The organism is Hymenobacter sp. BT491, from assembly GCF_014349165.1.
GTDB lineage: Bacteria > Bacteroidota > Bacteroidia > Cytophagales > Hymenobacteraceae > Hymenobacter > Hymenobacter jejuensis.
Map to the genome: position 1 here is coordinate 294,281 of NZ_JACSJJ010000003.1, position 22,144 is coordinate 316,424.

Annotated in this window: 15 protein-coding genes; 6 read left to right on the forward strand and 9 right to left on the reverse strand. The window is 54.5% G+C overall.

What is annotated here, in order from left to right; genetic code table 11:
- The first annotated feature begins 103 nt into the window (after positions 1–103).
- Positions 104–3,313: a SusC/RagA family TonB-linked outer membrane protein gene (locus H9I52_RS12760; RefSeq protein WP_187454193.1), complete on the forward strand. Its 3,210-nt coding sequence runs from the start codon at positions 104–106 to the stop codon at positions 3,311–3,313.
- 108 nt (positions 3,314–3,421) lie between these two features.
- Entirely contained in the window at positions 3,422–4,738 is a 1,317-nt protein-coding gene (locus H9I52_RS12765; protein WP_187454194.1) for a RagB/SusD family nutrient uptake outer membrane protein, read from the forward strand.
- A gap of 80 nt (positions 4,739–4,818) precedes the next feature.
- Here the strand turns inward: H9I52_RS12765 and H9I52_RS12770 are convergent, their stop codons facing one another.
- From H9I52_RS12770 to lon, 4 genes are all read right to left on the reverse strand, one after another.
- Entirely contained in the window at positions 4,819–5,547 is a 729-nt protein-coding gene (locus H9I52_RS12770) for an SDR family NAD(P)-dependent oxidoreductase (RefSeq protein WP_187454195.1), read from the reverse strand.
- Between the two features lie 91 nt (positions 5,548–5,638).
- A complete protein-coding gene (gene hslU, locus H9I52_RS12775) occupies positions 5,639–7,054 on the reverse strand; it encodes an ATP-dependent protease ATPase subunit HslU (RefSeq protein WP_187454196.1) in 1,416 nt (471 codons plus the stop codon).
- A 241-nt stretch (positions 7,055–7,295) separates the two neighbouring features.
- The gene (gene porQ, locus H9I52_RS12780; protein ID WP_262386065.1) at positions 7,296–8,363 is read right to left on the reverse strand and encodes a type IX secretion system protein PorQ; all 1,068 of its coding nucleotides are present in this window, start codon (positions 8,361–8,363) and stop codon (positions 7,296–7,298) included.
- A 132-nt stretch (positions 8,364–8,495) separates the two neighbouring features.
- Positions 8,496–11,006: an endopeptidase La gene (gene lon / locus H9I52_RS12785; protein ID WP_410403030.1), complete on the reverse strand. Its 2,511-nt coding sequence runs from the start codon at positions 11,004–11,006 to the stop codon at positions 8,496–8,498.
- A gap of 270 nt (positions 11,007–11,276) precedes the next feature.
- Between lon and H9I52_RS12790 the strand changes: the two genes are divergently transcribed.
- A complete protein-coding gene (locus H9I52_RS12790) occupies positions 11,277–13,280 on the forward strand; it encodes an OmpA family protein (RefSeq protein ID WP_262386066.1) in 2,004 nt (667 codons plus the stop codon).
- 369 nt (positions 13,281–13,649) lie between these two features.
- Entirely contained in the window at positions 13,650–14,993 is a 1,344-nt protein-coding gene (locus H9I52_RS12795; protein ID WP_187454197.1) for a gluconate:H+ symporter, read from the forward strand.
- A 47-nt stretch (positions 14,994–15,040) separates the two neighbouring features.
- On the opposite strand, the gene H9I52_RS12800 is transcribed toward H9I52_RS12795, so the two are convergent.
- From H9I52_RS12800 to H9I52_RS12820, 5 genes are all read right to left on the reverse strand, one after another.
- Positions 15,041–15,535 carry a DUF6702 family protein gene (locus H9I52_RS12800; protein WP_187454198.1) on the reverse strand — a complete coding sequence of 165 codons (495 nt, stop codon included), beginning with the start codon at positions 15,533–15,535 and terminating at the stop codon, positions 15,041–15,043.
- Positions 15,536–15,690: 155 nt separating this feature from the next.
- Entirely contained in the window at positions 15,691–17,031 is a 1,341-nt protein-coding gene (rseP, locus tag H9I52_RS12805) for an RIP metalloprotease RseP (RefSeq protein WP_262386067.1), read from the reverse strand.
- 150 nt (positions 17,032–17,181) lie between these two features.
- Entirely contained in the window at positions 17,182–18,345 is a 1,164-nt protein-coding gene (locus tag H9I52_RS12810; protein WP_187454199.1) for a 1-deoxy-D-xylulose-5-phosphate reductoisomerase, read from the reverse strand.
- 70 nt (positions 18,346–18,415) lie between these two features.
- Entirely contained in the window at positions 18,416–18,880 is a 465-nt protein-coding gene (locus H9I52_RS12815; protein ID WP_187454200.1) for a 3-oxoacyl-ACP synthase, read from the reverse strand.
- A gap of 511 nt (positions 18,881–19,391) precedes the next feature.
- A complete protein-coding gene (locus tag H9I52_RS12820; protein ID WP_187454201.1) occupies positions 19,392–20,888 on the reverse strand; it encodes a GH3 auxin-responsive promoter family protein in 1,497 nt (498 codons plus the stop codon).
- A gap of 151 nt (positions 20,889–21,039) precedes the next feature.
- Between H9I52_RS12820 and H9I52_RS12825 the strand changes: the two genes are divergently transcribed.
- On the forward strand, positions 21,040–21,483 hold the full coding sequence (locus H9I52_RS12825) for an OsmC family peroxiredoxin (protein WP_139516188.1): 444 nt from the start codon (positions 21,040–21,042) through the stop codon (positions 21,481–21,483).
- A 124-nt stretch (positions 21,484–21,607) separates the two neighbouring features.
- Positions 21,608–22,111, forward strand: a complete 504-nt coding sequence (locus H9I52_RS12830; RefSeq protein ID WP_139516187.1) for a hypothetical protein — start codon at positions 21,608–21,610, stop codon at positions 22,109–22,111.
- The last annotated feature ends 33 nt before the right edge of the window (positions 22,112–22,144 follow it).

Genomic DNA, 22,144 nt, shown 5'->3' on the forward strand with positions numbered 1-22,144 from the left:
TTATCCAGTATTTTTTCAAAAACAACTTGCATTATAAATTTCCTACCTATTTTTAGGATTCATCACAAGCTTCTTTTTCGTTTTTCTACCAACCTATTTCTGCATGAAAAAATCCTTACTCATGGGTTTCTTGCTCATGATTACGCTACTACATCAGGTAGTGGCACAAACCCGGAATATCTCTGGGCGCGTAACTGATCGCACTTCTGGTGAGGGCCTGCCGGGTGCTACAGTTTTATTAAAAGGCACGACCACTGGGGTTTCAACCAATGCTGATGGCACTTTTGCCCTGTCCGTTCCATCTTCGGGCGGCACGCTGCAAATCACTTCGGTAGGGTACCTCAATACCGAGCGCGAGATCGGCACGGATAACCGTATTGACATAACGCTAGCAGTTGATACCAAACAGCTTAGCGAAGTTGTTGTAACCGGTTACGGTCAGCAGCTTGAGCGTCGGGAAGTAACCGGAGCCGTAGCCTCGGTGAACTCAGCCTCCTACAAAGACCAGCCCATTATCGGGGTTGACCAGGCCTTGCAGGGCCGTGCAGCCGGCGTACAGGTTATCCAGAACTCGGGAACTCCCGGTTCGGGCATCACGGTTCGGGTACGTGGCGCGGCTTCCATCGGAGCCAGCAACGAACCACTGTATGTAGTTGACGGTCTGCCGATTACTACAGGCAACACGTCGCAGCTAAGCGCCGGTAACCAAGGCACGAACGGGCTGAACGACGTTAACCCTAACGACATTGAGTCGATCGAAGTACTGAAAGATGCGGCTTCGGCAGCTATTTACGGTTCGCGTGCTTCGAACGGCGTAGTACTGATCACTACCAAACGCGGTAAATCAGGCAAGCCCCGCATCGACTTGGACTACTATACCGGTGCGCAAACGGTATGGAAGCGCCCAGATATATTGAACGGCCAGCAGCAAACCGAGCTGTTCCTGGACGCTGCAGCTAACCGTTACCCTGCTAACACCAACGGCAACTATCCCGCTTTTGGCTATGTATTCCGCAGCAAGGCTGACTTGGCTGCTTACATCTACGGTCCTGGCGATGTGGGTGCTCCCGTAAACGGTGTTGTGCCTTACGTTACCCCTGCCGGCAACCCAATTCGTCCGCTGACTCAGTTCCAAGACCCCACCACGGCTACCAATACCGACTGGAGCGACAAGGTTTTGCGCACGGCCCCAATCAGCAATTACGGGCTTACTTTCTCGGGTGGTTCAGATGCCAGCCGCTACCGCCTAGCCCTGAACTACTTCGACCAGCAAGGCACCATCGTTGGTTCGGGCTTTACGCGTGGCAGTGCCCGCCTGACATTGGACAACAAGCTGTCGGAAAAGGTACGCATGGGAGCATCCATTGGCTTAACCCAGAGCAATAACAACCGCATCAACAACGACAACAGCATCTACGGCGTTCTGACGACCTCGCGGCTGTACGCTACTGACCTGCCCATCTATAACGCTGATGGCACTTACTACAAGAACGGTTCGCTGGAAAACCCAGTGGCTGCGGCCAAAGAGCCTTATATCAAGAGCACTAACAACCGTCTGATTGGCAGTCAATACACGGAGTTCGAGCTGATCAAGAACCTGAAATACCGGGCTACGTTTGGCATCGATTACACGTATGGCCGTGACAACCGCTTCTACTCAACCCTGACGAATGCGGGCGCCGCTGTACGTGGTGAAGCGACTGCTGCCACTGTGCAGGATCTGAACTACAACCACATCAGCGCATTCTCTTACAACAAGACATTCGCTGAAGCTCACAGCTTGAGCGCCCTGTTAGTAGGTGAGTATCAGCGTGATGCCTATAGCGACACGTATGCTCAAACTACCGGCTTCCCCAGCAACGCTATCCGCGAACTCTCGGCTGGTGCTACCAAAACGGCTGCTACTTCTAGCTCAACCGGCAACGCGCTGTTTGGCTTGCTGGCCAAAGTAGATTACTCTTACAAAGGCCGCTACTTGCTCGGCGCTTCGGTTCGTCGTGACCAGTCTTCGCGCTTCGGTGCCGACAACCAAGTAGGTTACTTCCCGGCTGTTTCGGCTGGCTGGCGCGTGCTTGAGGAGAAATTCTTCAAGGATCAGAATGTGATGAGCGAACTGAAGCTGCGCGGTAGCTACGGCGAAACCGGTAACCAGCCGACTGCCAACTTTGGCTCGCGCGGCTTGATCAGCCCCGGCTACAACTACCTAGACCAAGGCGGCCTCGCCCTGAGCCAGTTGGCTAACCCTAACCTGAAATGGGAACGCACGCGCCAGACCAACGTGGGCGTGGACTTCGGCTTCTTGCAGAACCGCTTCTACGTTTCGGCCGACATTTACAAGCGCAAAACGGATGACCTGCTGCTGGCCCAGCGCCTTGGTGCTGACACTGGCTTCCTAAGCTACAGCGCCAACATCGGCAACATGGAAAACAAAGGCCTCGAATTTGCCCTGACGACCATCAACTTCCGCAATGAAGGAACCGGCTTCAACTGGGAAAGCAACTTCAACCTGAGCTTCAACCGTAACAAAGTAACGAAGCTGTCTGACCCCAGCCCAACGGGATCGGCTGCTGGTTTTGCTAGCCGCCTGCTCGTGGGACAGCCACTCGGTGCTTTCTATGGCTACCGCGTAGACCACATCTTCCAGACGCAGGAAGAAATTACGGCTTTGGACGCCAATGCTAAAGTCAAAAGTGGTTCAACCACAGCCACTTACCAATCGACGGCTACACGCCCCGGTGACATCATGTTTAAGGATCTGAATGGCGACGGCCGCATCACGGCTGATGACCAGGAAGTTATCGGCAACGCCCAGCCTAAGTACATCGGAGGCTTTACTAACACCTTCCGCTTCATGAACTTCGACTTCAGCGCCCTGCTGCAGTTTAGCGTTGGCAACAAGATTTATAACTCAGCTGCTAGTAACACCCAGGGCATGAGCACGACCTACGGGCAGGATGCTGTTGTTCTGAATCGTTGGACTCCTACCAACACGGACACCAAAATCCCGCGTGCCGTATACGGCGACCCCAATACCAACGCCCGTAACTCCGACCGGTTCTTGGAAGATGGTTCGTATGCACGTTTCAAAAGCGTAACGTTAGGTTACACGTTACCTGCTGTGCTGGCAAGCCGGGCACACGTACGCACCGTGCGTATCTACGCTCAGGCACAAAACCTGGTGACGTTCACCAACTACTCGGGCCTCGACCCTGAAGTGAACACCTTCAGCGGCACCAACACTTCGCTGGGCACCGATTTCTTCACTTACCCACAAGCCCGCACCATCACTGGTGGTGTTACGCTAGGGTTCTAACCTTGTTGCTTTAATACAATCATGCAAATATTTAATTTTCGTCAGCTTGCTATCCGCTCAGCACTGCTTTTAAGCTTAGGACTGACAGTAGGATCGTGTGATGATGCAGTGAATGTAGAGCCATCGAACAGCGTTAGCTCCGATACCGGCTTTACGACCAAAGAAGATGCTGCCGCCGGCTTGCTGGGCGCGTACGATGCCGTTCAATCATCCGATTACTATGGCTTGGCTTTCCCCACAATCTCTGATTTGATCGCTGGAGAGATCACCTTCCGGGGTACTTTCACTACTACCTATGGGGTAATAGGTCAGAACCAGGCGCTGCCCGATAACATCCAGATCGGCAACTCTTGGAACACCATCTACAACGCCATCAACCGGGTAAATTACCTGCTCCAAGAGACCGACAAGATCACGGATCCAACTTTCACTGCTAAGCTCTCTACGCAGGCACAGGCGCGGGCTCTGCGGGCATTCCACTACATGAACTTGCTGGCTTTGTGGGGTGGTACTCCTCAGGGTTATGGTTACACTGGTGGTTTAGGGGTGCCTTTACGGCTTACGCCTACTACTGCTATTGGCACCGAGACAGCCTTCGTTCCGCGCGCTACAGAAGCCGAAGTTGCCGCTGCTATCCGGTCGGACCTAGATTTTGCAATTGCCAACTTGGCAACGGGAACGGGCAACCGCATCACCAAAAGCTCGGCTTTGGCACTTCGGGCTCGCTTTGAGCTTCGTATGCGCAACTATGCTGATGCGCTGACTTTTGCCAAGCAGGTGCCAGCCGTTGCCAACTTTGCTACTACGGCGCCCACCGGCACTACGGCTCCTGATGCACTCTGGTCGATCTTCTTCTCTAATACCGACCAGAGTCAGTACGCTTTCTACTGGTACCCCTCGCCCGGCGGTCGTGACGAGTTCAACCCAGGTTCGACTATTGCAGCAGCTCACCCTGCTGGCGATCTCCGGCTCCCAATTAACGTAGTGACAGCTGCAACTTCCGTTACTGTATCGGGCGCACCGTACACTTTGCAGCCCGGCACCACACGGAAGTATTTCCGTACTACTACGCGTGATGATGCATTCAACGTGATCCGCTATGCAGAGGTAGTGCTTACTGTTGCGGAAGCAGCTGCGCAAACCGGTGACCTTACCACGGCTACCACGCAGCTGAACATCATCCGGACACGGGCAGGCTTGGCTCCTACCACAGCCACCACAGCCACCGACCTGATCAAGGACATTCTGTTGCAGCGTCGTTTGGAGCTTGCCTACGAAGGAGTGTATTGGTATGATTTGCGCCGTACCAACACGGTACAAACTGCTTTACCTACCTACACACAAACGTTCCGCAATCTGTTCCCAATTCCGCTGCGTGAGGTTAGCCTTACCAATGGGTTGATTGCCCAGAACCCGCTGTATTAATTCATACATACAGCTTGTGTAGTTACCACGAAAAAGCCCCGGCTCACGCCGGGGCTTTTTTATGCTTATCAACCAACAGGTTACAAGTCGGATATCCTAACAACTACTTGCTCGGATTGTGACATATCCCTTTGCAGCCACGCCACGATACTAGCCGCTACATCTTCTGTCTTAACGAGCTTGCCTTGCTCATGCAACGCAGCAAAGCGCGAAGCCTCACTGAAGCTTTCCGCTTCGGCCGTGCGGATGTGCTCCTGCATACTCGTATCGAGCACGCCGGGTGCTAAGCTGCGGATGCGTATACCCGAACCGCGCAGATCCTGCTCTTTCTGAGCGGTTTGCGACAAAGAATCCAGGGCTGCTTTGGAAGCGCAGTAGGCTGCCCAGCCATCGATGGGCCTCTGGGCAGCGCCACTGCTGATGTTGAGAATAGTGCGTGGACACTTAAGTTGCCCGTAAGCACTTATGAATGTGTTCATTAGCATAGCTGGCGCGATTACATTCACGTCAAACACAAAATTGAACTGATCGTTACCGTACTCGCCCATATAGCCTATCTCGCCGATTACGGCCGCATTGTTAACGAGCGTGACACTAGCAGCATCCGGACTTTGGGGAAACACCTTGTGCAGGTTGTTCTCTACCGCTAGGATATCGGACAAGTCTAGGGGTTGGTGGTGGTAGCGGTCGTGCTCGATGGTAGCGTGGCGCGAAACGCCGACCACGACCGTATCCGGCTGACGTAAAATATTCTCGGCCAACGCTTTGCCAAGTCCGCGGCTGGCGCCTGTAATGATGTAATAGTGCATCGCTTTAGGATAAAAAGAAAGGCGACCACCGGGGCCGCCTTTCTTATACGCAACAACCAAAGGAGTTTGGTTGTCTCTGCTGCCAAAGCTGCTACAGAATATACTGCGACAGGTCGCGGTTTTTAACCATATCACGCAGGCGCTCGTCCACCAGTTCGCGCGTGATCAGGATGTGGGCATTGGCACCGATAACGTCGGGCACATCGAACAGAATGTCGTTGAGCAAGCGACTCATAACCGTGTGCAGGCGCCGGGCGCCGATGTTTTCTACTTCTTCGTTCACCTCCGAGGCAATTTCAGCCACTCGCTCCAGTGCTGCGTCATCAAACGAAAGCTCTACGTCCTCGGCCTTGAGCAAGGCTTCGTACTGCTTGGTTAGGGCGTTTTTAGGGTCTTTGAGGATGCGGAAGAAATCTTCTTTGGTCAGGCTCTGAAGCTCGACCCGAATGGGGAAGCGCCCTTGCAGCTCCGGAATCAGGTCGCTGGGCTTGGCTACGTGGAAAGCGCCGGCGGCAATAAACAAGATGTGGTCGGTGTTGATGATGCCGTATTTAGTGCTTACGGCGCTGCCCTCCACAATGGGCAACAGGTCACGCTGCACGCCTTCGCGGCTCACATCGGGGCCGCCTCCGCCTTTGCCGCCGCGGCTGGCTACCTTATCGATTTCGTCGATGAAGATGATGCCGGCATTCTCGGCTTGCCGAATGGCTTCGTCTTTCACCTCGTCCATGTCGATGAGCTTGGCGGCTTCCTCGTCGAGCAGAATCTTGCGGGCTTCGGCGATGGTCACTTTGCGCTTGCGAGTTTTCTTCGGCAGCATGCTGCCCAACATGTCCTGCAAACCCGAAAGCGAAGCTTCGTCCAGGCCCGCTGGGCCGCCTACTACGCCTATGCCGGGCGTGTTATTCTGCTGAATCTTGATGTCGATTTTGCGATCTTCCAACTCGCCGTTCCGAATCTTCTGGCGGAATTTCTCGCGCGTGCGCTCATTCAGTTCGTAATCGCTTTCGGGCATGGAAGCCTCGCTCCCACCGCCGTAACCGATTGAGGGCTTTGGGCTGGCAGCAACGCCACTGGAAACTGGCGGAATCAGGGCATCCAGGATGATGTCTTCCACAATTTGCGCCGCTTGCACTTTCACTTCGTCCTTACGGCGCTGCCGCACCATGTTTACCGACTGCTCTACAAGGTCGCGCACCATGCTCTCGACGTCGCGGCCCACGTAGCCGACTTCCGTGAACTTAGACGCTTCTACCTTGGTGAAGGGCGCCCCGGAAATGCTGGCCAGTCGGCGCGCGATTTCGGTTTTACCGACGCCCGTGGAGCCAATCATCAAGATATTGTTGGGCACGATTTCGCGCTGCATGTCGGCCGGTGCGTGCAGCCGACGCCAGCGGTTGCGCAAGGCAATAGCTACGTGGCGCTTGGCATCGTGCTGGCCAATAATGTATTTGTCGAGTTCGGCCACGATTTGGGCCGGGGTCAGAAAGCTAGCAGAATCCAGCATTGTGGTAGGATGATGAAGTTAAGGCAAGCGAATGGGGAAGCCCGCTTACCTGAAAGAACAGATAATGGTGTAACGCAAACCGTTGTCTGGCGCTGTAGTTTTTGTTCAGCCGCTGAGTAGAATTCGTTTCCTGTGGCCGACGCCGGTGATGAACGACCCAGTTGGAAAACGGTAATAGACAGATGAGTCAACGATGAAAGATCAAAAATCAATTTAGATTAAACGATTGATTATCAATTAGTTATATTTCTTTCTTTTTAAACAAAGAATCGAGGTTACGGGCGATGGTAAAGTAGTTGGCGGCTCCCGAAGCGTGGTAATAAGCCCGGGTATAATCAAGCTGAAACTGACTGATTTGCAGCATCATCCCAAAACTCAAACCGGCGCCGCCCGAGGCATTCTCCAAGCGCAACTCTCGGCGCTGCAAGTGGTTATACCCCACCCTTACATTTAGATTTTTACTCAGAATAAGCTCGGCACCGACCACAAAATGGCGGGCAATTTGATCGCCTAACGTCTTTTTGGGCTTAATCTCATTGCCGTTTTCGTCGAGCTGGCCGCGTTGATTGGGATCGAGGTACACGATGTCGAGCTGCTGCAAATGATGCGCGGTCAGGGAAAACCGCAACGGCATGTGCTCGGGCTTGATGGAAGCGCCCAACTGCACATCCAACGGCATCGGCTCTCGCTGAGAGCCAGTATACGGCTTCAGTTGGTAACCAGCATTGCGCACCACCAGTCCAACTGTAAAATCTTTCTCCGGGTGCTTGAACAAGGCGCCCACATCGGCCAGAGTAGCCACCGAATGATTGCCTGCAATGCCCGAAACGGCCAGCTTCAGGGTGCCAGCCAACGTAAAGTTGCCGGCCGTATAGGCATCCGATACGCTCGCCGCGTACTCGTTCACCGAGAAATCGCCTAAACTATTGCCCGCCGCGTCGAACTGCTCAAACTTGCCGTAGTTCAGATAGGTCAGGGCCACGCCGAAACGGCCTGCATGCTGTGTATTGAACACGTATGCAGCCGTACTCTGCTTGATATCAGCCAAGTAGTCGACGTAGCCAAGCGCCAACCGGCCATCCATGTCAGCGTTTAGCAGCGCCGGATTGCCGTACAGCATGGTCGGGTCGGCGTCGCGCGACGAAACATTCACTCCGCCCACTCCGGCTAGTTTGGCACTCGTCGGCAGGTTCAGAAAGGGAAAGGCCTGTTGCCCCCCTATTTGCCCTTGCGCCGTGCGAGTTGCCAGCATCCCCATGCCCCCGGCGACCATGACACCCAGAAAGCGGCCCCGTAGCAGTCGAATCATCGTCTCAAGATAAGTCGGAAGTGTGATGGGAAGGCGCCCAGAACCTGATTTTGTAGCTTCTAAAAAAGGCTAAAAGCTCTTTATCCACAACCCATTGATTGTCAATAGGTTGTGGATAAAGAGTCCGCTACATCATGATACTTCCACGCTTGGCCCTGTCAAAGCGGGCACGGGTTCGTCGCGCACCACCAGCTTTAGGGGGTTGGCCACCAACTCATCCAGCAGCGCCACTTTCAGCACGTCATCCACGCGGTCGGCGTAGTGAATGTTCAAGTCTTTGAGGTATTCAGCCGGGATTTCCTGGATGTCTTTGCGGTTTTTCACGCACAGAATCACGTCGCGCACACCAGCACGCTTAGCTGCCAGAATCTTTTCCTTGATGCCGCCCACTGGCAAGACTTTGCCGCGCAAGGTGATTTCACCGGTCATGGCCAAGTGCGAACGGATCTTGCGCTGCGTGAAGACCGACGCAATGCTCGTGAAAATGGCAATGCCCGCCGAAGGACCGTCTTTGGGTACAGCACCTTCGGGAAAGTGAATGTGCAGGTCGTATTGGTCGAAAAGGCGATAGTCGATGTTCAGCTCCTCGGCGCGGCTGCGCAGGTACGACAACGCCGTAATCGCCGATTCTTTCATCACATCGCCCAGTTGTCCAGACAAGGTCAGCTTGCCTCGCCCGCGAATTAACAGGCTCTCAATGAACAAGATATCACCGCCTACCGAAGTCCAGGCTAAGCCCGTTACGACGCCGGCAGTTTCGTTATCCTGGTACTGATCGCGGTCGAAAATAGCGGCGCCCAGAATGCGCGATATGTCCTTGGGCTCCAGCGTTTCCGGAAACTTTTCTTTCAGCGCTTTGCTCTTGGCCACGTTGCGCACAACGCCGCCCAGCTTGCGCTCGAGGCTACGTACGCCCGATTCGCGCGTGTAATCATCAATGACGCGTTGCAAGGCAGTGGTCGTGATGTTTACATCTTTGAGCGTCAGGCCGTGCTCCGTGAGCAATTTGGGCCAGAGGTGCTTCTTGGCGATCTGGGTTTTTTCTTCCAGCGTGTAACCCGTCAGGTCGATGATTTCCATGCGGTCGCGCAGGGCCGGATGAATGGTATCGAGCGAGTTAGCAGTGGCAATGAAAAGCACTTTCGACAGATCGTACTCCACCTCCAAGTAGTTATCGGTGAACGTGGAGTTTTGCTCGGGATCGAGCACCTCCAGCAACGCCGACGACGGATCGCCGCGGAAGTCGGAACCTACCTTATCGATCTCGTCCAGAATAATGACCGGATTAGAAGCGCCGGCTTTTTTGATCTGCGAAATGATGCGGCCAGGCATTGCGCCCACGTACGTTTTGCGGTGGCCCCGGATCTCGGCTTCGTCGCGCACGCCGCCCAGCGACATGCGTACATACTTGCGACCCAAGGACTTAGCTATAGAGCGCCCCAGCGATGTTTTGCCAACGCCGGGCGGGCCATACAGGCACAGAATGGGCGCCTTCATGTCCTGCTTCAGCTTCAGAACCGCCAAGTATTCGATGATGCGCTCCTTTACTTTTTCCAACCCGTAGTGGTCGGTGTCCAGTATTTTCTTGGTGCGCTTCAGGTTGAAGTTGTCCTTGGTGTATTCGGCCCAAGGCAAGTCCAGGAGAAACTCCACGTAATTGACGCTCACCGGGTATTCGGCTGCGGCCGGGTTGACGCGGCTGAGCTTGTCGAGCTCTTTATCGAAATGCTTGGCTACGGCTTCGGGCCACTTTTTGGCTTTGGCGCGTAGGCGCAGTTTCTCCACCTCCTGATCGGGACCGTCGAAACCGAGTTCATCCTGCAACACCTTGATCTGTTGCCGCAGGAAGTAATCGCGCTGCTGCTGGTCGATGTCGGTGTGGACCTTGGTTTGGATTTCGCGCTTGATCTCAAGCAGCTGAATTTCCTTCAGCATGAGTTCCAGCAGCTTCGTGCCGCGCTCCACGCCGTCGTTAATTTCGAGCAGCTTTTGCTTCACACCCACTTCCACGTTGATGTTGGAGGAGAGGAAGTGCGTCAGGAAAGCGGGCGAGTCGATGTTTTCGAGCGCCACCTGCGCTTCCTGCGGAATCTCGGGGTTGAGTTTCAGCATCTTGGCGGCGGCATCTTTCAACGACGCTACCAGAGCCTTCACTTCTTTAGAATTTTTATTTGGGAAAGCTTCGGGAAAATAGCTCACCCGCGCCGTCAGGTACGGCGTGGCTTGCTTTTCCTCTTCAATCTTGAAGCGGCTCTGGCCCTGAATGATGATGGTGGTATTGCCGTCGGGCAGCACCAGCAGCTTCAGGATGCGCGCCATAGTGCCCACCTCAAACAGATCGGCCAGCGTAGGATCGTCGCTGCTGGTATTCTTCTGCGCTACAACACCTACTATTTTATTGCCGCGGTACGCCTTGCGCACCAAACGAATACTCTTCTTGCGCGTGACGGTAACGGGCAGCACGACTCCCGGAAACAGAACTGTGTTGCGCACAGGCAACAAAGGCAGCGTGTCCGGCGCGTCCTGCTCCGATAGCAACTGGTCAGGATCAGCGGCTACAATAGATACCATCTCAGCCGGATCATCCGCCATCAGCATAAAAGGAGAAAGAAAGGATGTTGGCGAATTACGGTCTTGACTCATGGGTTGTGTTCGGGGTAATGGAAAGCCGGTGCCAGATTGGCATACCCACCGCAGTAGAGGGGGCCTCTGGAACAGCGATCTTCCGAAGATACGGTTTTGTCAAGCGGTGTGCCATGAAGTTACAGCCGCTAGAAACAGCTCCTTGCTCCGACAAGGAGACACATCTATCGGCCACTCCGGCAGACATTAGGACATTAGAAGGCATCAAAAAATTCCTATTTTTGACTTTTACTGCGCCTACTTGGGGCGGCAGTCGCGCTAAAATTCATTATGCCCCGCTTTTTTTGTTTTCTGTTGCTGCTGATCTGGGTTGTAGGCGGCAGTGTGGCGCTAGCTCAACAATCCGGCAATACGCCGGTTCGGCCTCGACCGTTGCCTGCTAAGGCCAGACGTACGCTGCGGGTCCGTAACGATGGCACGCCTACTTTCCCCAACATCAACCACGTTGCTTACTACCAGAATAAAAAAGAGCTAAAGGAAATTCAGCGCGCCGAAAAGCGCCGCAGCTGGGTACAGGCCCGCAACCTGCTCGAAGCCTACGTGAGCAAGTTTGGTATTGCCAACTTTGCGCGTGACACGCAGTTACTGTGGCACTTAGGTCAGCTCTGGGACCGCGCCGGCAACGAAGAAAAAGCCAAAGCTTACTATCGACTGGCCCTCAAGCACCGCCGACGCGACGTACGCAAAATTCAGCTTTACTACGACTCGCTCGAGCAGAAGGAAGCGGATCTGTACGTGCCCCTCAAGACGTACTATGACTTGGTTGAATACCGCAAGGGCATTGCTACATTTCACCCGCCCAAAGGGGTGTACACCAGCATGGGCACGGCCATCAATTCCAAAGCTGAAGACTACGGCCCCACGCTGAACTCGGAAGCGGGCTTGTTTATCTTTTCCTCGAAGCGCAAGATGCGCGGCATCAACAGCGTCATTGATGAAGACCTGTACACTTCCCGCAAAGAAGGCGACTATTGGACCGATGCCGAGCCGCTGCCCAAGCCCATCAACAGCACCTACAACGAAGGCTCGGCGTGCATCACCAAAGATGGCAAAACCATCTACTTCGCACGGTGCGAATGCCCCGATTGCCACGGCAACTGCGACTTATTTGTCTCGTCGCTGAAAGACGGCCAGTGGTCGGTGCCCAAGAGCCTGGGAACAACTGTCAATTCCAACGCCTGGGATTCGCAGCCTACATTGTCGCGCACCGAAGATACACTTTACTTCGCCTCCGATCGCTTGGGCGGCTTCGGCTTGTCGGACATCTGGTACACCTACAAGCTCAAAAACGGGCAGTGGGCCAAGGCCGAAAACATGGGCCCGGTGGTGAATACCCGCGAAAGCGAGGTAAGTCCTTTTTACCACCCGCTCTACAACGTGCTGTATTTCAGCTCGCGCGGCCAACTGCTCAATTTTGGCGATTTCGACATCTACAAAACTTACCGCGCCAACGGCCGCTGGCAGGAGCCCAAGAACATTGGCCCGCTGGTAAACGGCAAAGGATCAGAGTATTACTTTACCATCGACAGCGAGTCGAAGGATCTGTATTACGCTCGCTCTGAGGCCCAAGACTTAAAAAACCTGGACCTCTACTCCTTCCCGCTGCCCATGGAAGCGCAGCCGTTGGCCACGACGCACGTGGAAGGCAGTCTGCTGGATTCGGTGAGCAGCAAGCCGCTCAACGGCATAGTGAGCGTCATCGACACCGACAACGGCATTGAAGTAGCCAGCAAATACTTGCGTCCCGATGGTAGCTTCGACTTCGATTTGATCGAAGGCTCGCACTACGTCATGCTGATTCAGAGCCCCGACTTTTTCAGCGTCGAAAAAAGCTTCGCGCTAAAAGGCGATACGGTGATGAAGCTGATGACGAATTCGATTAACTATCGCATCCCCTTAATATTCAAGAACATAGAGTTTGACGCAGGAAAGTCGAATATCTTGCCTTCGATGCACGCCACGCTGGACCGGATCGCGCTGTTTATGGTCGATCACCCGACATTCCGCCTCAGCATTTCAGGCCACACCGATGGCAGCGGCAACCCCGACGACAACCTTGTGCTTTCGCAGGACCGGGCCGAAGCCATTCGCAAATACATCGAGCAAAAGGGCAAACTCAAGCCCAACCGCATCGACAGCATGGGCTACGGCAGTACGCAACCCCTGAAGGACGAAGTTTCCGAAGCCGAAGCCCAAATCAACCGCCGCGTAGAGTTTCGCTTGCTCAAACCCGATGGCAGCGAGAAGAAAGAAGCAAGTGGCGCGGGTTGGTAAACCGCTGCCAGTTTAATGCCTTACAAATCAGACACATACCGTCTTTGGCGATATATAGCTGCCGAGGTGGTTTGCTTGCTTTTATCTCTGATTCCTTGGGCTTTTGTCTTTCTGCTGCCTCTGTACGTCATCTTAGCAGTCCAAGTATTCTTTCTCAGGAAGCCCTTATGGGCAAAACTGACGGCAAGTGTTTGTCCTTTTGCGTTGTGGCTTGTGGCCTTGAAACTTATCAAGTAGTGCTTCGGAGCGGCACGTTTAGGCCATGTGCGAATCAAGCGATTAAATAAAATTTCTTTGCCAAACTCGACAACTACCACGTGGCGGTAAGGAGCAACATCCTAACTTACAGCTCTATACTACCAAAATCTTATGGGTGGCAGTACCCTGATTGGGCTTGCGGCAGCAGCCATTGTGCTTGTAATTGTGCTGGTCGCCGTGTTGCGCTTGCACGCCTTCTTAGCGCTCCTTCTGGCAAGCCTTTTTCTGGGTTTGGCCACCGGCATGGAAGCCAACAAGCTGGTTAGCAGCTACGAGACAGGCGTCGGCGCTACGCTGGGCCATCTGGCTGGTATTCTGGGGCTTGGCGCGATTCTGGGGAAGGTTCTGGCCGATTCGGGCGGAGCCGATCAACTGGCTAGCTGGCTAATTCGGCTGTTTGGGCAGCGCCGACTGCCGTGGGCCATGCTGTTTTTGGGCCTGCTGATCGGCGTCACCGTGTTTTTCGAAGTCGGAGTGGTGCTCCTGTTGCCCATTTTGTTGACGGTGGTACGTCAGTCGCGGCAGTCGATGCTGGCAATCGGTATTCCGGTTTTGGCGGGCCTCTCGATTACCCATGGCCTCGTGCCACCCCACCCCGGCGCTCTTATTGCAGTCGATGCTTACCACGCCAACATTGGCCTAACTATCCTGTACGGTTTGCTGGTGGCATTGCCGAGCGGGGTAGTCGCAGGACCCTTATTAGGGGCGTGGCTCGCGAAGCGCATCCAGCCCAGCGGGCCGGCGTGGTCGGGGGCTGCCGCGCAAACCACTGCCGCAACGAGCGATCCCTTGCCAAGTTTGCCGGCTACTCTCCTGACCGTACTGTTTCCGATTGCCCTGATGCTCATGGCTACGGCGGCGCAGTTAATGTTACCCCCCGGTTCGGCGGTCAGATCTGTTTTGATTTTTATTGGCAACCCCGTGATTGCCTTATTATTAGCCGTACTACTGGCGTATCAAGTACTGGGGCTGGCACGCGGGATGAGTGCCGGCCGGTTGCTCATGAGCACTTCCGAAAGCCTGCTTCCACTGGCCGGCCTGCTGCTGATCATCGGGGCGGGCGGAGGCTTTAAAGCCATTTTGATCGAAAGCGGCGTGGGCAAAGCCATTGCCGACCTAGCGGTGCGCGCCAACTGGTCGCCGCTGGTAGTTGCCTATGCCATTGCGGCGCTGGTGCGGGTCGCGACAGGATCGGCCACGGTCGCGCTCACGACCACGGCCGGCTTGATGGTACCAATCGTAGCCCGCGTGCCGGGTACCAGTCCCGAGCTGATGGTGTTGGCCACCGGCGCTGGCTCCCTGATTTTATCGCACGTCAACGATGCCGGATTTTGGCTGGTGAAAGAATACCTGGGCCTCACCGTGAAGGAAACTCTGCAAACCTGGACCGTAATGGAAACAGCGCTGTCGGTGGCTGCTTTTGCACTAGTACTTGTGCTTTCGCAGTTCGTATAGCAGATATACGGTATAAGTATTTGATTATAAAGTACTTATACCAAGCCCTACCAGCTTAACTTCTGGCTTTCTTCCCCGTCGCGAAACAAGGCGCTTTCCTTTTTCCCGCCCGCGTCGACGTTCACGATATTCATCTGGTCGGGGAAGGTGCTCTGCAATAAGCTGTTGCGCAGATAAATACCAGTTAGCGGCTTGGCAAGTTTCACGGTAAAGTAGAGCCAATGCGCGTCGTTTTCGCGTTGGATGCCCACAAATTGCATGGGCAATGCCTCGCCCGGCTTGCTACCGAATGCCAAAGATTTACGCAACAGATTGGTAGTGAGCATAGTTACCTGCGGCTTAGGCGACTGCTCGAGGCTGATGCCAGCGGGTTGCCCAATGGAGAGCGCTTTTTCAAAGTCATCCGTAAATACTTTCAAAGCCACTTCCAACTGCTGCTTTTTGGCATTGTAGTGCACGTCCATGATGCTGGCATGGTAGGCGTGCGCCCAGGCAGCAACACTGATCAGCAGGGCAAAAAACAGGAAAAACAAACGGCGCATACAGAAAAACAGAGGTAAAAAGCAGAGCTAAGACCTAAGCAAAAGGCCTTCCCTGCACGTTGCAATAGTAGTTCCAAGTATCGGAAACCACTATGCAACCGTGCAAGGAAGGCCCTTCGTTCCAAAGTCAGCCTCCAGATTTAGAGCTACTTAGCTTAAAACAGCGTTTTGAAAAGGCCGTTGCCCAGCACAAACACCATCAGGCACAGAATCAAGGCCATGCCTACCTTTTGCGCATTTTCGAGGAAAGCATCGGAGGGCTTACGGCCGGCAATCATCTCGTAGAGCAGGAACAGCACATGGCCGCCGTCGAGGGCCGGAATGGGCAGTAAGTTCATGAAAGCCAGCACCATCGACAGCATACCGGTGAGCGTCCAGAAGCGAATCCAGTCCCATTTGCCGCCGTACTGCTGGGCAATTTCGATAGGTCCGCCCAACGATTTGCGCAACGAGGCCTCCCCGCGGAAGATCTTACCGAAGGCCTTGATTTGGGTCGTGACAATGCCAAAAGCCTTTTTAGTACCCGCCGGCACCGATTCGGCAAAGCTGAAATGGCGAGTTGCCAGGTGCAACAACGATTTGGGACGGAAGCCGATGGTGCCGTCATCTTCCACGTTAGCAGTCAGGGTGACATTACCGCCGTTTCGCTCCACCAACAGCGGAGTAGGTTTGCCAGCATTGGCTTTCAGGGCCTGTTGCAACTCCGGGAAGAACAACGTCGATTGCTGGGCTACTCGCAGGATGCGATCACCCGGCTTGAGGCCCGCTTTGGCCGCCGCGCTGCCCGACACCACTTCATCGACAACAAACGGGTTAAGCGGCTCAACGAAAGCCGTTTGGCCTTTGTCGGAGAGGCGATCCATGAAGTCGGCGGGCACGGTGATATCTACCAGCTGACCACTACGATCAACGGTGTAGTAGCTGTGGTTGCCCAGCACCACGTCGGGGTTGTATACGTCGTCGAACTCGGTGAAAGGACGGCCGTTGATTTTCACGATTTTGTCGCCACTCCGGAAACCGATTTCTTTCCCCAACTCATTCGGAATCACGCCGTAACGTGCTTCCGACGCGGGCAAATAGCTCTCGCCGTAGGCATAAGTCATCAAGGTGAAAATCACGATGCCCGTGATCACGTTCATGATGATGCCACCTAGCATTACGATGAGGCGTTGCCAAGCCGGCTTGGCCCGAAACTCGTTCGGCTGCGGCTCAGCGGAAAGCTGATCGGCGTCGGTGGTTTCGTCAATCATGCCGTGGATGGCGACATAGCCGCCCAGCGGAAACCAGCCCAACCCGTATTCTGTCTCCCCGATTTTCTTCTTGAATAGGGCGAAGTTGGCCACGCCGGGCAAGGGAAACAGAAAATCGAAGAAGATGTAAAACTTATCGACGCGGATTTTGAAGTATTTGGCGGCGGCAAAGTGACCAAATTCGTGCAGGCCCACCAAGATGGAGAGGCCCAGCAGCATCTGGCCAGCCATGATTAATCCTTCCAAAGCAAAAAAGAGATTGAATTGAGAATAAAATTTAAATATCTGATTATCAGATATTTACGAAATAACTGCCCTTATGTAGTCAACCGCAAAGTTGGCTTTGGTGTGGCAAGTTCCTTCGCAAATTCAGGATAACCGATGCCTGCACAACACCTACAAGGCCCCAACCAGTTCTTGCGCAACGCGGCGGGTTTCGTTGTCGGTTTGTACGTAGTCGTCCAGCGACGGATCGGCAAGGTACGAAACCTTCGAGAGGCAATTTTCGACAAGGTCAGGCATTTGCAAAAAACCGATTTCGTCGCGCAGAAAAGCGGCTACGGCAATTTCGTTGGCCGCGTTGAGCACGCACGGCGCGTTGCCACCCTGGCGCATGGCCTCAAACGCCAACGGCAGGTTGCGGAACGTAGCGCGGTCGGGCTGCTCGAAGGTGAGTTGGGGGTAATCGAGGAAGGAAAAGCGCGGAAACTCTGACGGCAGCCGCTCGGGGTAGCCCAGCGCGTACTGAATCGGTAGCTTCATGTCGGGCAGGCCCAGTTGGGCTTTCAAGGAACCATCGTGAAACTGCACCAACGAGTGAATGATGCTCTGCGGGTGCACCACCACGTCGATCTGGTCGTTGCGCAGGCCGAAAAGCCATTTGGCCTCGATCACTTCCAGGCCTTTGTTCATCAAGGACGCCGAATCGATGGTGATTTTGGCGCCCATGTCCCAGTTTGGGTGCTTCAGCGCCTGCGCTTTGGTAACGCTGGCCAATTGCTCGGCCGAGCGTCCGCGAAACGGGCCACCCGATGCCGTCAGGATGATTTTTTCGATTGGGTTGCGCTCCTCGCCTACCAAGCACTGAAATATCGCAGAGTGCTCAGAATCAACGGGATACAAACCTACACCGTACTTCTTGACCAACTGCGTAATAAGCTGACCTGCAACGACTAACGTTTCTTTGTTGGCCAACGCGATGGTTTTGCCGGCCTGAATAGCGCGCACCGTCGGAAGCAGCCCCGCATAGCCGACCATGGCGGTCAGCACTACGTCGGTGTCGGGGCGGGAGGCCACTTCTTCCAGGGCTTTGGCGCCGGCCAGCACCTCCGTGGCTTGTCCGCTTAAAGCGGCTTGCACCGTGGCTCGTTTTTTTTCGTCGCCGATGACCACGGCGGCCGGCCGAAACTCTAGTGCTTGCCGGATCAGCAAGTCGGCATTGGCATGCGCCGACAACGCCGTGACCTGAAAGCGAGTGGGATGCGCACGAATAACGTCAAGGGCCTGGGTCCCGATGGAGCCGGTAGAACCGAGCAGCGTGACGCGTTTAAGAGAGTTCATACGGGGGAATTTGCCAGACAAAGGTAACAGCCATTTGCCCGGAAGCGGCGCGGTATACTAAGCAACCGGCTTACAGAATATTGGTTATGGTGAAGGAACGGTTGTTGAATGTCACCTTGTCCTTCGCATGCACTCCTTTGAGCTGCGCCCCAATTGGAGAAGCTGGCGAAACCGCAAAATAATCGGTGCCTTCAAGGGATATCTTGCCCGCGCTGATGCTCAGAAAATAGTTGCCCTGCGTCGTCATGACCAAAGCACCGGGCAGGGCCATGGTGAAGGGCTTCTGGATATCGATGCGCTCCAGTTCGGCGCGCAGTTTTAGTGCTTCTTGCAGCTGCACGGCATTACGGTTGCGCTCTTCATGGGCCATGGCGCGGCCGGTTTCGTACTTGTCGCCGGCGCTGCTCTTGGTTTCGGAGTTGGCCGATTCTTGGGCCGCTTGCATGGCGTGCTGGGCCGCGTCGATGCGTTGCTGGACGTAGGCTTGGCAGGCGGCGTAAAGTTGTGATTTGGTCAGCTGGTTTGAGCCTGCCATGTTATTTTAGAATCATTTTCTACTTGCCAATTCAATAAAAGCCGGCCCAGACGGTTAACAGAAGCTATTTCTGCAGGTATCGAAAATTCAAGCCGGCATCTGTGAGGATCACTTTTATTATTGTCGGTCGATACTCTTATAGCCGCATGGCCTTGTTCATCGTAGCAGTAAGCCTCAAGAATGAAAGAATCTGTATGGGCGTAGGTTGATCTAGTGTCAAAACCTACTCGCTCTAAACTGTCCTGAGGAAAGTCTGCTAGGCGCCTGCCAAAATCTTTCCATATATCGGCATCCGCATAGAAGTGTACGTGCGTTTCCATTTTTCCTTTCAGAACAGTCACGTCGAATACACAGTCTCCGTCATAGTCTATACTAACAACAAATTCAATTGAGCCTTCTGTCATCCTCCCTTTACCTCATTAAGACTGCGCAGGTCGGCAGCATATTTATAGCGGCCAGTGCGAGCTTTGTTCTTTCGCAAGTCAGCCAAACTAATAAAGTTGTACGGCTTTTAGCTTGCTATAAGTAACCCATCCGCCAGTTGTCGGTCATTGCTCAGCCGCGGTACTTTGTTCTGCCCACCTAGCTTACCTTGGCTTTTCATATAGCGTTGAAAAGCACCGGGTTGCAAAGCCGTCAGTCGGAGCGGTGCTAGGATGTTGCCGCTGAGCAGGTCGTCGTAATACACGTTACGGCGGCGCAAGCCGGCGTCCAGGGCCGCAGAGAAGGCGGCGGCATCTTGCGGCGGGCGGGCAAACTCCACCAGCCACTCGTGCTGCGAAGGCTCGGACGCGTCGTTGCTGATACGTGGCGCAACGGTAAACTCAACTACCTCTACTTCAGGGTATTGTGTCATCGCCTCGCGCAAGGTCTGCTCTACTTCCTCGCCGATGACGTGCTCTCCAAATGCCGACAGGAAGTGCTTTACGCGTCCCGATACCACAATGCGATACGGATCTTTGCTCACGAAACGCACTGTGTCGCCGATGCTGTAGCCCCAAAGCCCTGCGTTGTTGTTGATAATGAGCGCGTATTGTTTGTCCAGCTCCACATCAGCAAGAGACAGACGCGGCGGATTAAGCTCAAAAAACTGCTCAATCGGGATGAACTCGTAATAGATACCCGCATCCAGCAGCAGCAGCAAACCGGGATTTCCGGGCTGATCCTGAAAAGCAAAAAAGCCTTCCGAAGCCGGAAACAACTCAATGCTATCGACGGGGCGGCCGATGCTTTCGAATAGCTTGGCACGATACGGCTCGAAGTTGACGCCGCCATATACGAACAGGTTGAAGTCGGGAAAGACGTCTTTCACCAGCTTGCCCGTACGCTCGCGAATGCGGTCGAAATACATCTGCACCCACGGCGGAATCCCCGAGATCAGGGTCATTCTTTCGGTAAGTGTCTCATCTACAATGTGTTCCAGCTTGGCCTCCCAATCCTCGATGCAATTAGTAGCATAGCTCGGCATTTGGTTACGGCGCAGATAGGCGGGCACGTGGTGGTTGGCGATGCCAGAAAGGCGCCCGGTAGGCACGCCGTTCACCTTTTCAAGTTCCGGGCTGCCGGACAGGAAAATCAGCTTGCCATCCAGAAACTGACTTTTGCCAGTTTCATGCACATAGTGAAGCAGCGCATCGCGGGCACCGTTGATGTGGTTGGGGATGCTGGCGCTCGTGATGGGAATGTACTTGGCGCCGGAGGTTGTACCCGAAGTTTTGGCCAGATACAGCGGCCGGCCGGGCCACAGCACGTCGGCTTCACCGGCTTTTACCCGGTTGAAGTACGGAGCCAAGGCCTCGTAATCGCGAATGGGCACCTGCCGCACCAAATCGGCGTGGGACGCAATGGACGGAAAATCATGGTCGCGCCCAAAGGCCGTGCGATCGGCCGCGGACGTGATGCTGGTCAGCACCCGCTGCTGGGTAGCCACGGGCTGCCGCATCCACTGTTGGTAGCGATGGTGCACAAAGGCGGCCAGCGGACGGCTCAAGGCAGATTTGAGGCCCATAAACGGAAAAAGAAAAAACCAGAAGAGGCAAATGTAGCACAACGGTAGCCGGCCTTATTGGGGAGCCGCCTTCAGTCGTTGCAACCTTACGTAAGTACGAACGGTATTGCTTTAGGTACTTGTCTATTCTTTCGCTTCAAATTTCTCAATTATGATCAATCAACGCGGTAACGCTGTTTGGAACGGCGACATTAAAGGCAGTGGCACGATCAGCACCCAAAGCGGGACGGTCAGCGCACCTTACTCGGTAGGGGCGCGGTTTGAAGGACAAAAGGGCACCAACCCTGAAGAACTTATTGGGGCGGCACACGCCGGTTGCTACACCATGTTCCTGACCGGCCAGCTTACCAAGGCGGGCAAACAAGTAAAGCAGATCCGCACCGAATCGAAGGTCAGCCTCGACACTTCCGGCGACGTGCCGAAGGTTGTCAAAATCAGCCTGACCACCGAAGGCGAAGTGGACGGCCTCTCAGCAGAAGAGTTCAGGCAGTTTGCCGAAGATGCCAAAGCGCATTGCCCTATCTCACAGCTCCTTAGCGCTGTACCCGAAATGGAGCTGGCTTCTGCCACGCTGAAGCAGACGCAATCTGTGTAACGGGGTCGGCCCGTTGCTGACTTTGTAACCCGGATACTCAACCCCAAGACTTAGAACCGGCAAAGCACGCTGCCTTGCCGGTTTTTCGTTTACTTTGTCGTTTATCCGGCCGTTATTTGCTTCTATGCCCCCCACCTCTACCCGCATTCGCCTCCAGCCCGCCAATACTTCGCGCATTCCCTTCTGGGGGCAGCTCATCATCGGAGGCCTTTGGATTGCCTACACCGTGTTTTCGCTGTGGGCCCACGACGATGCCGACGACAGCATGCGGCAGTCGTTTTACTTTCTCAACTACGCGTTCCTCATTTTCAGCTTCGTGTACGTAGGGTACGTGTTGGTGCACAACGCGCCTATTTTCGGCACCCAAAGCTACCTCGAGTTTACGCCGGGCTACATCGTACACAAAAATGGCTTGTTTCGGGCCAAGCAAGTATTCGCGGCCGAAGACATGGAATCGCTGGACATGGTGGCCCAACAACTGCGCGTGCGCCTCAAAGATGGCAACGTGTACGCGCTCAGCCTGCGCCAGGTGAAAGGCACCAAACGCAAAGCCCGCCTGCGCGACCAGATTCATTCCTTCGCTACTACCTACAATATTCCGCTGCGCGATTCTCTGCCCAAGAAATAAGGTGTACCTAATCAAGAGATTACGAAAAAGGCC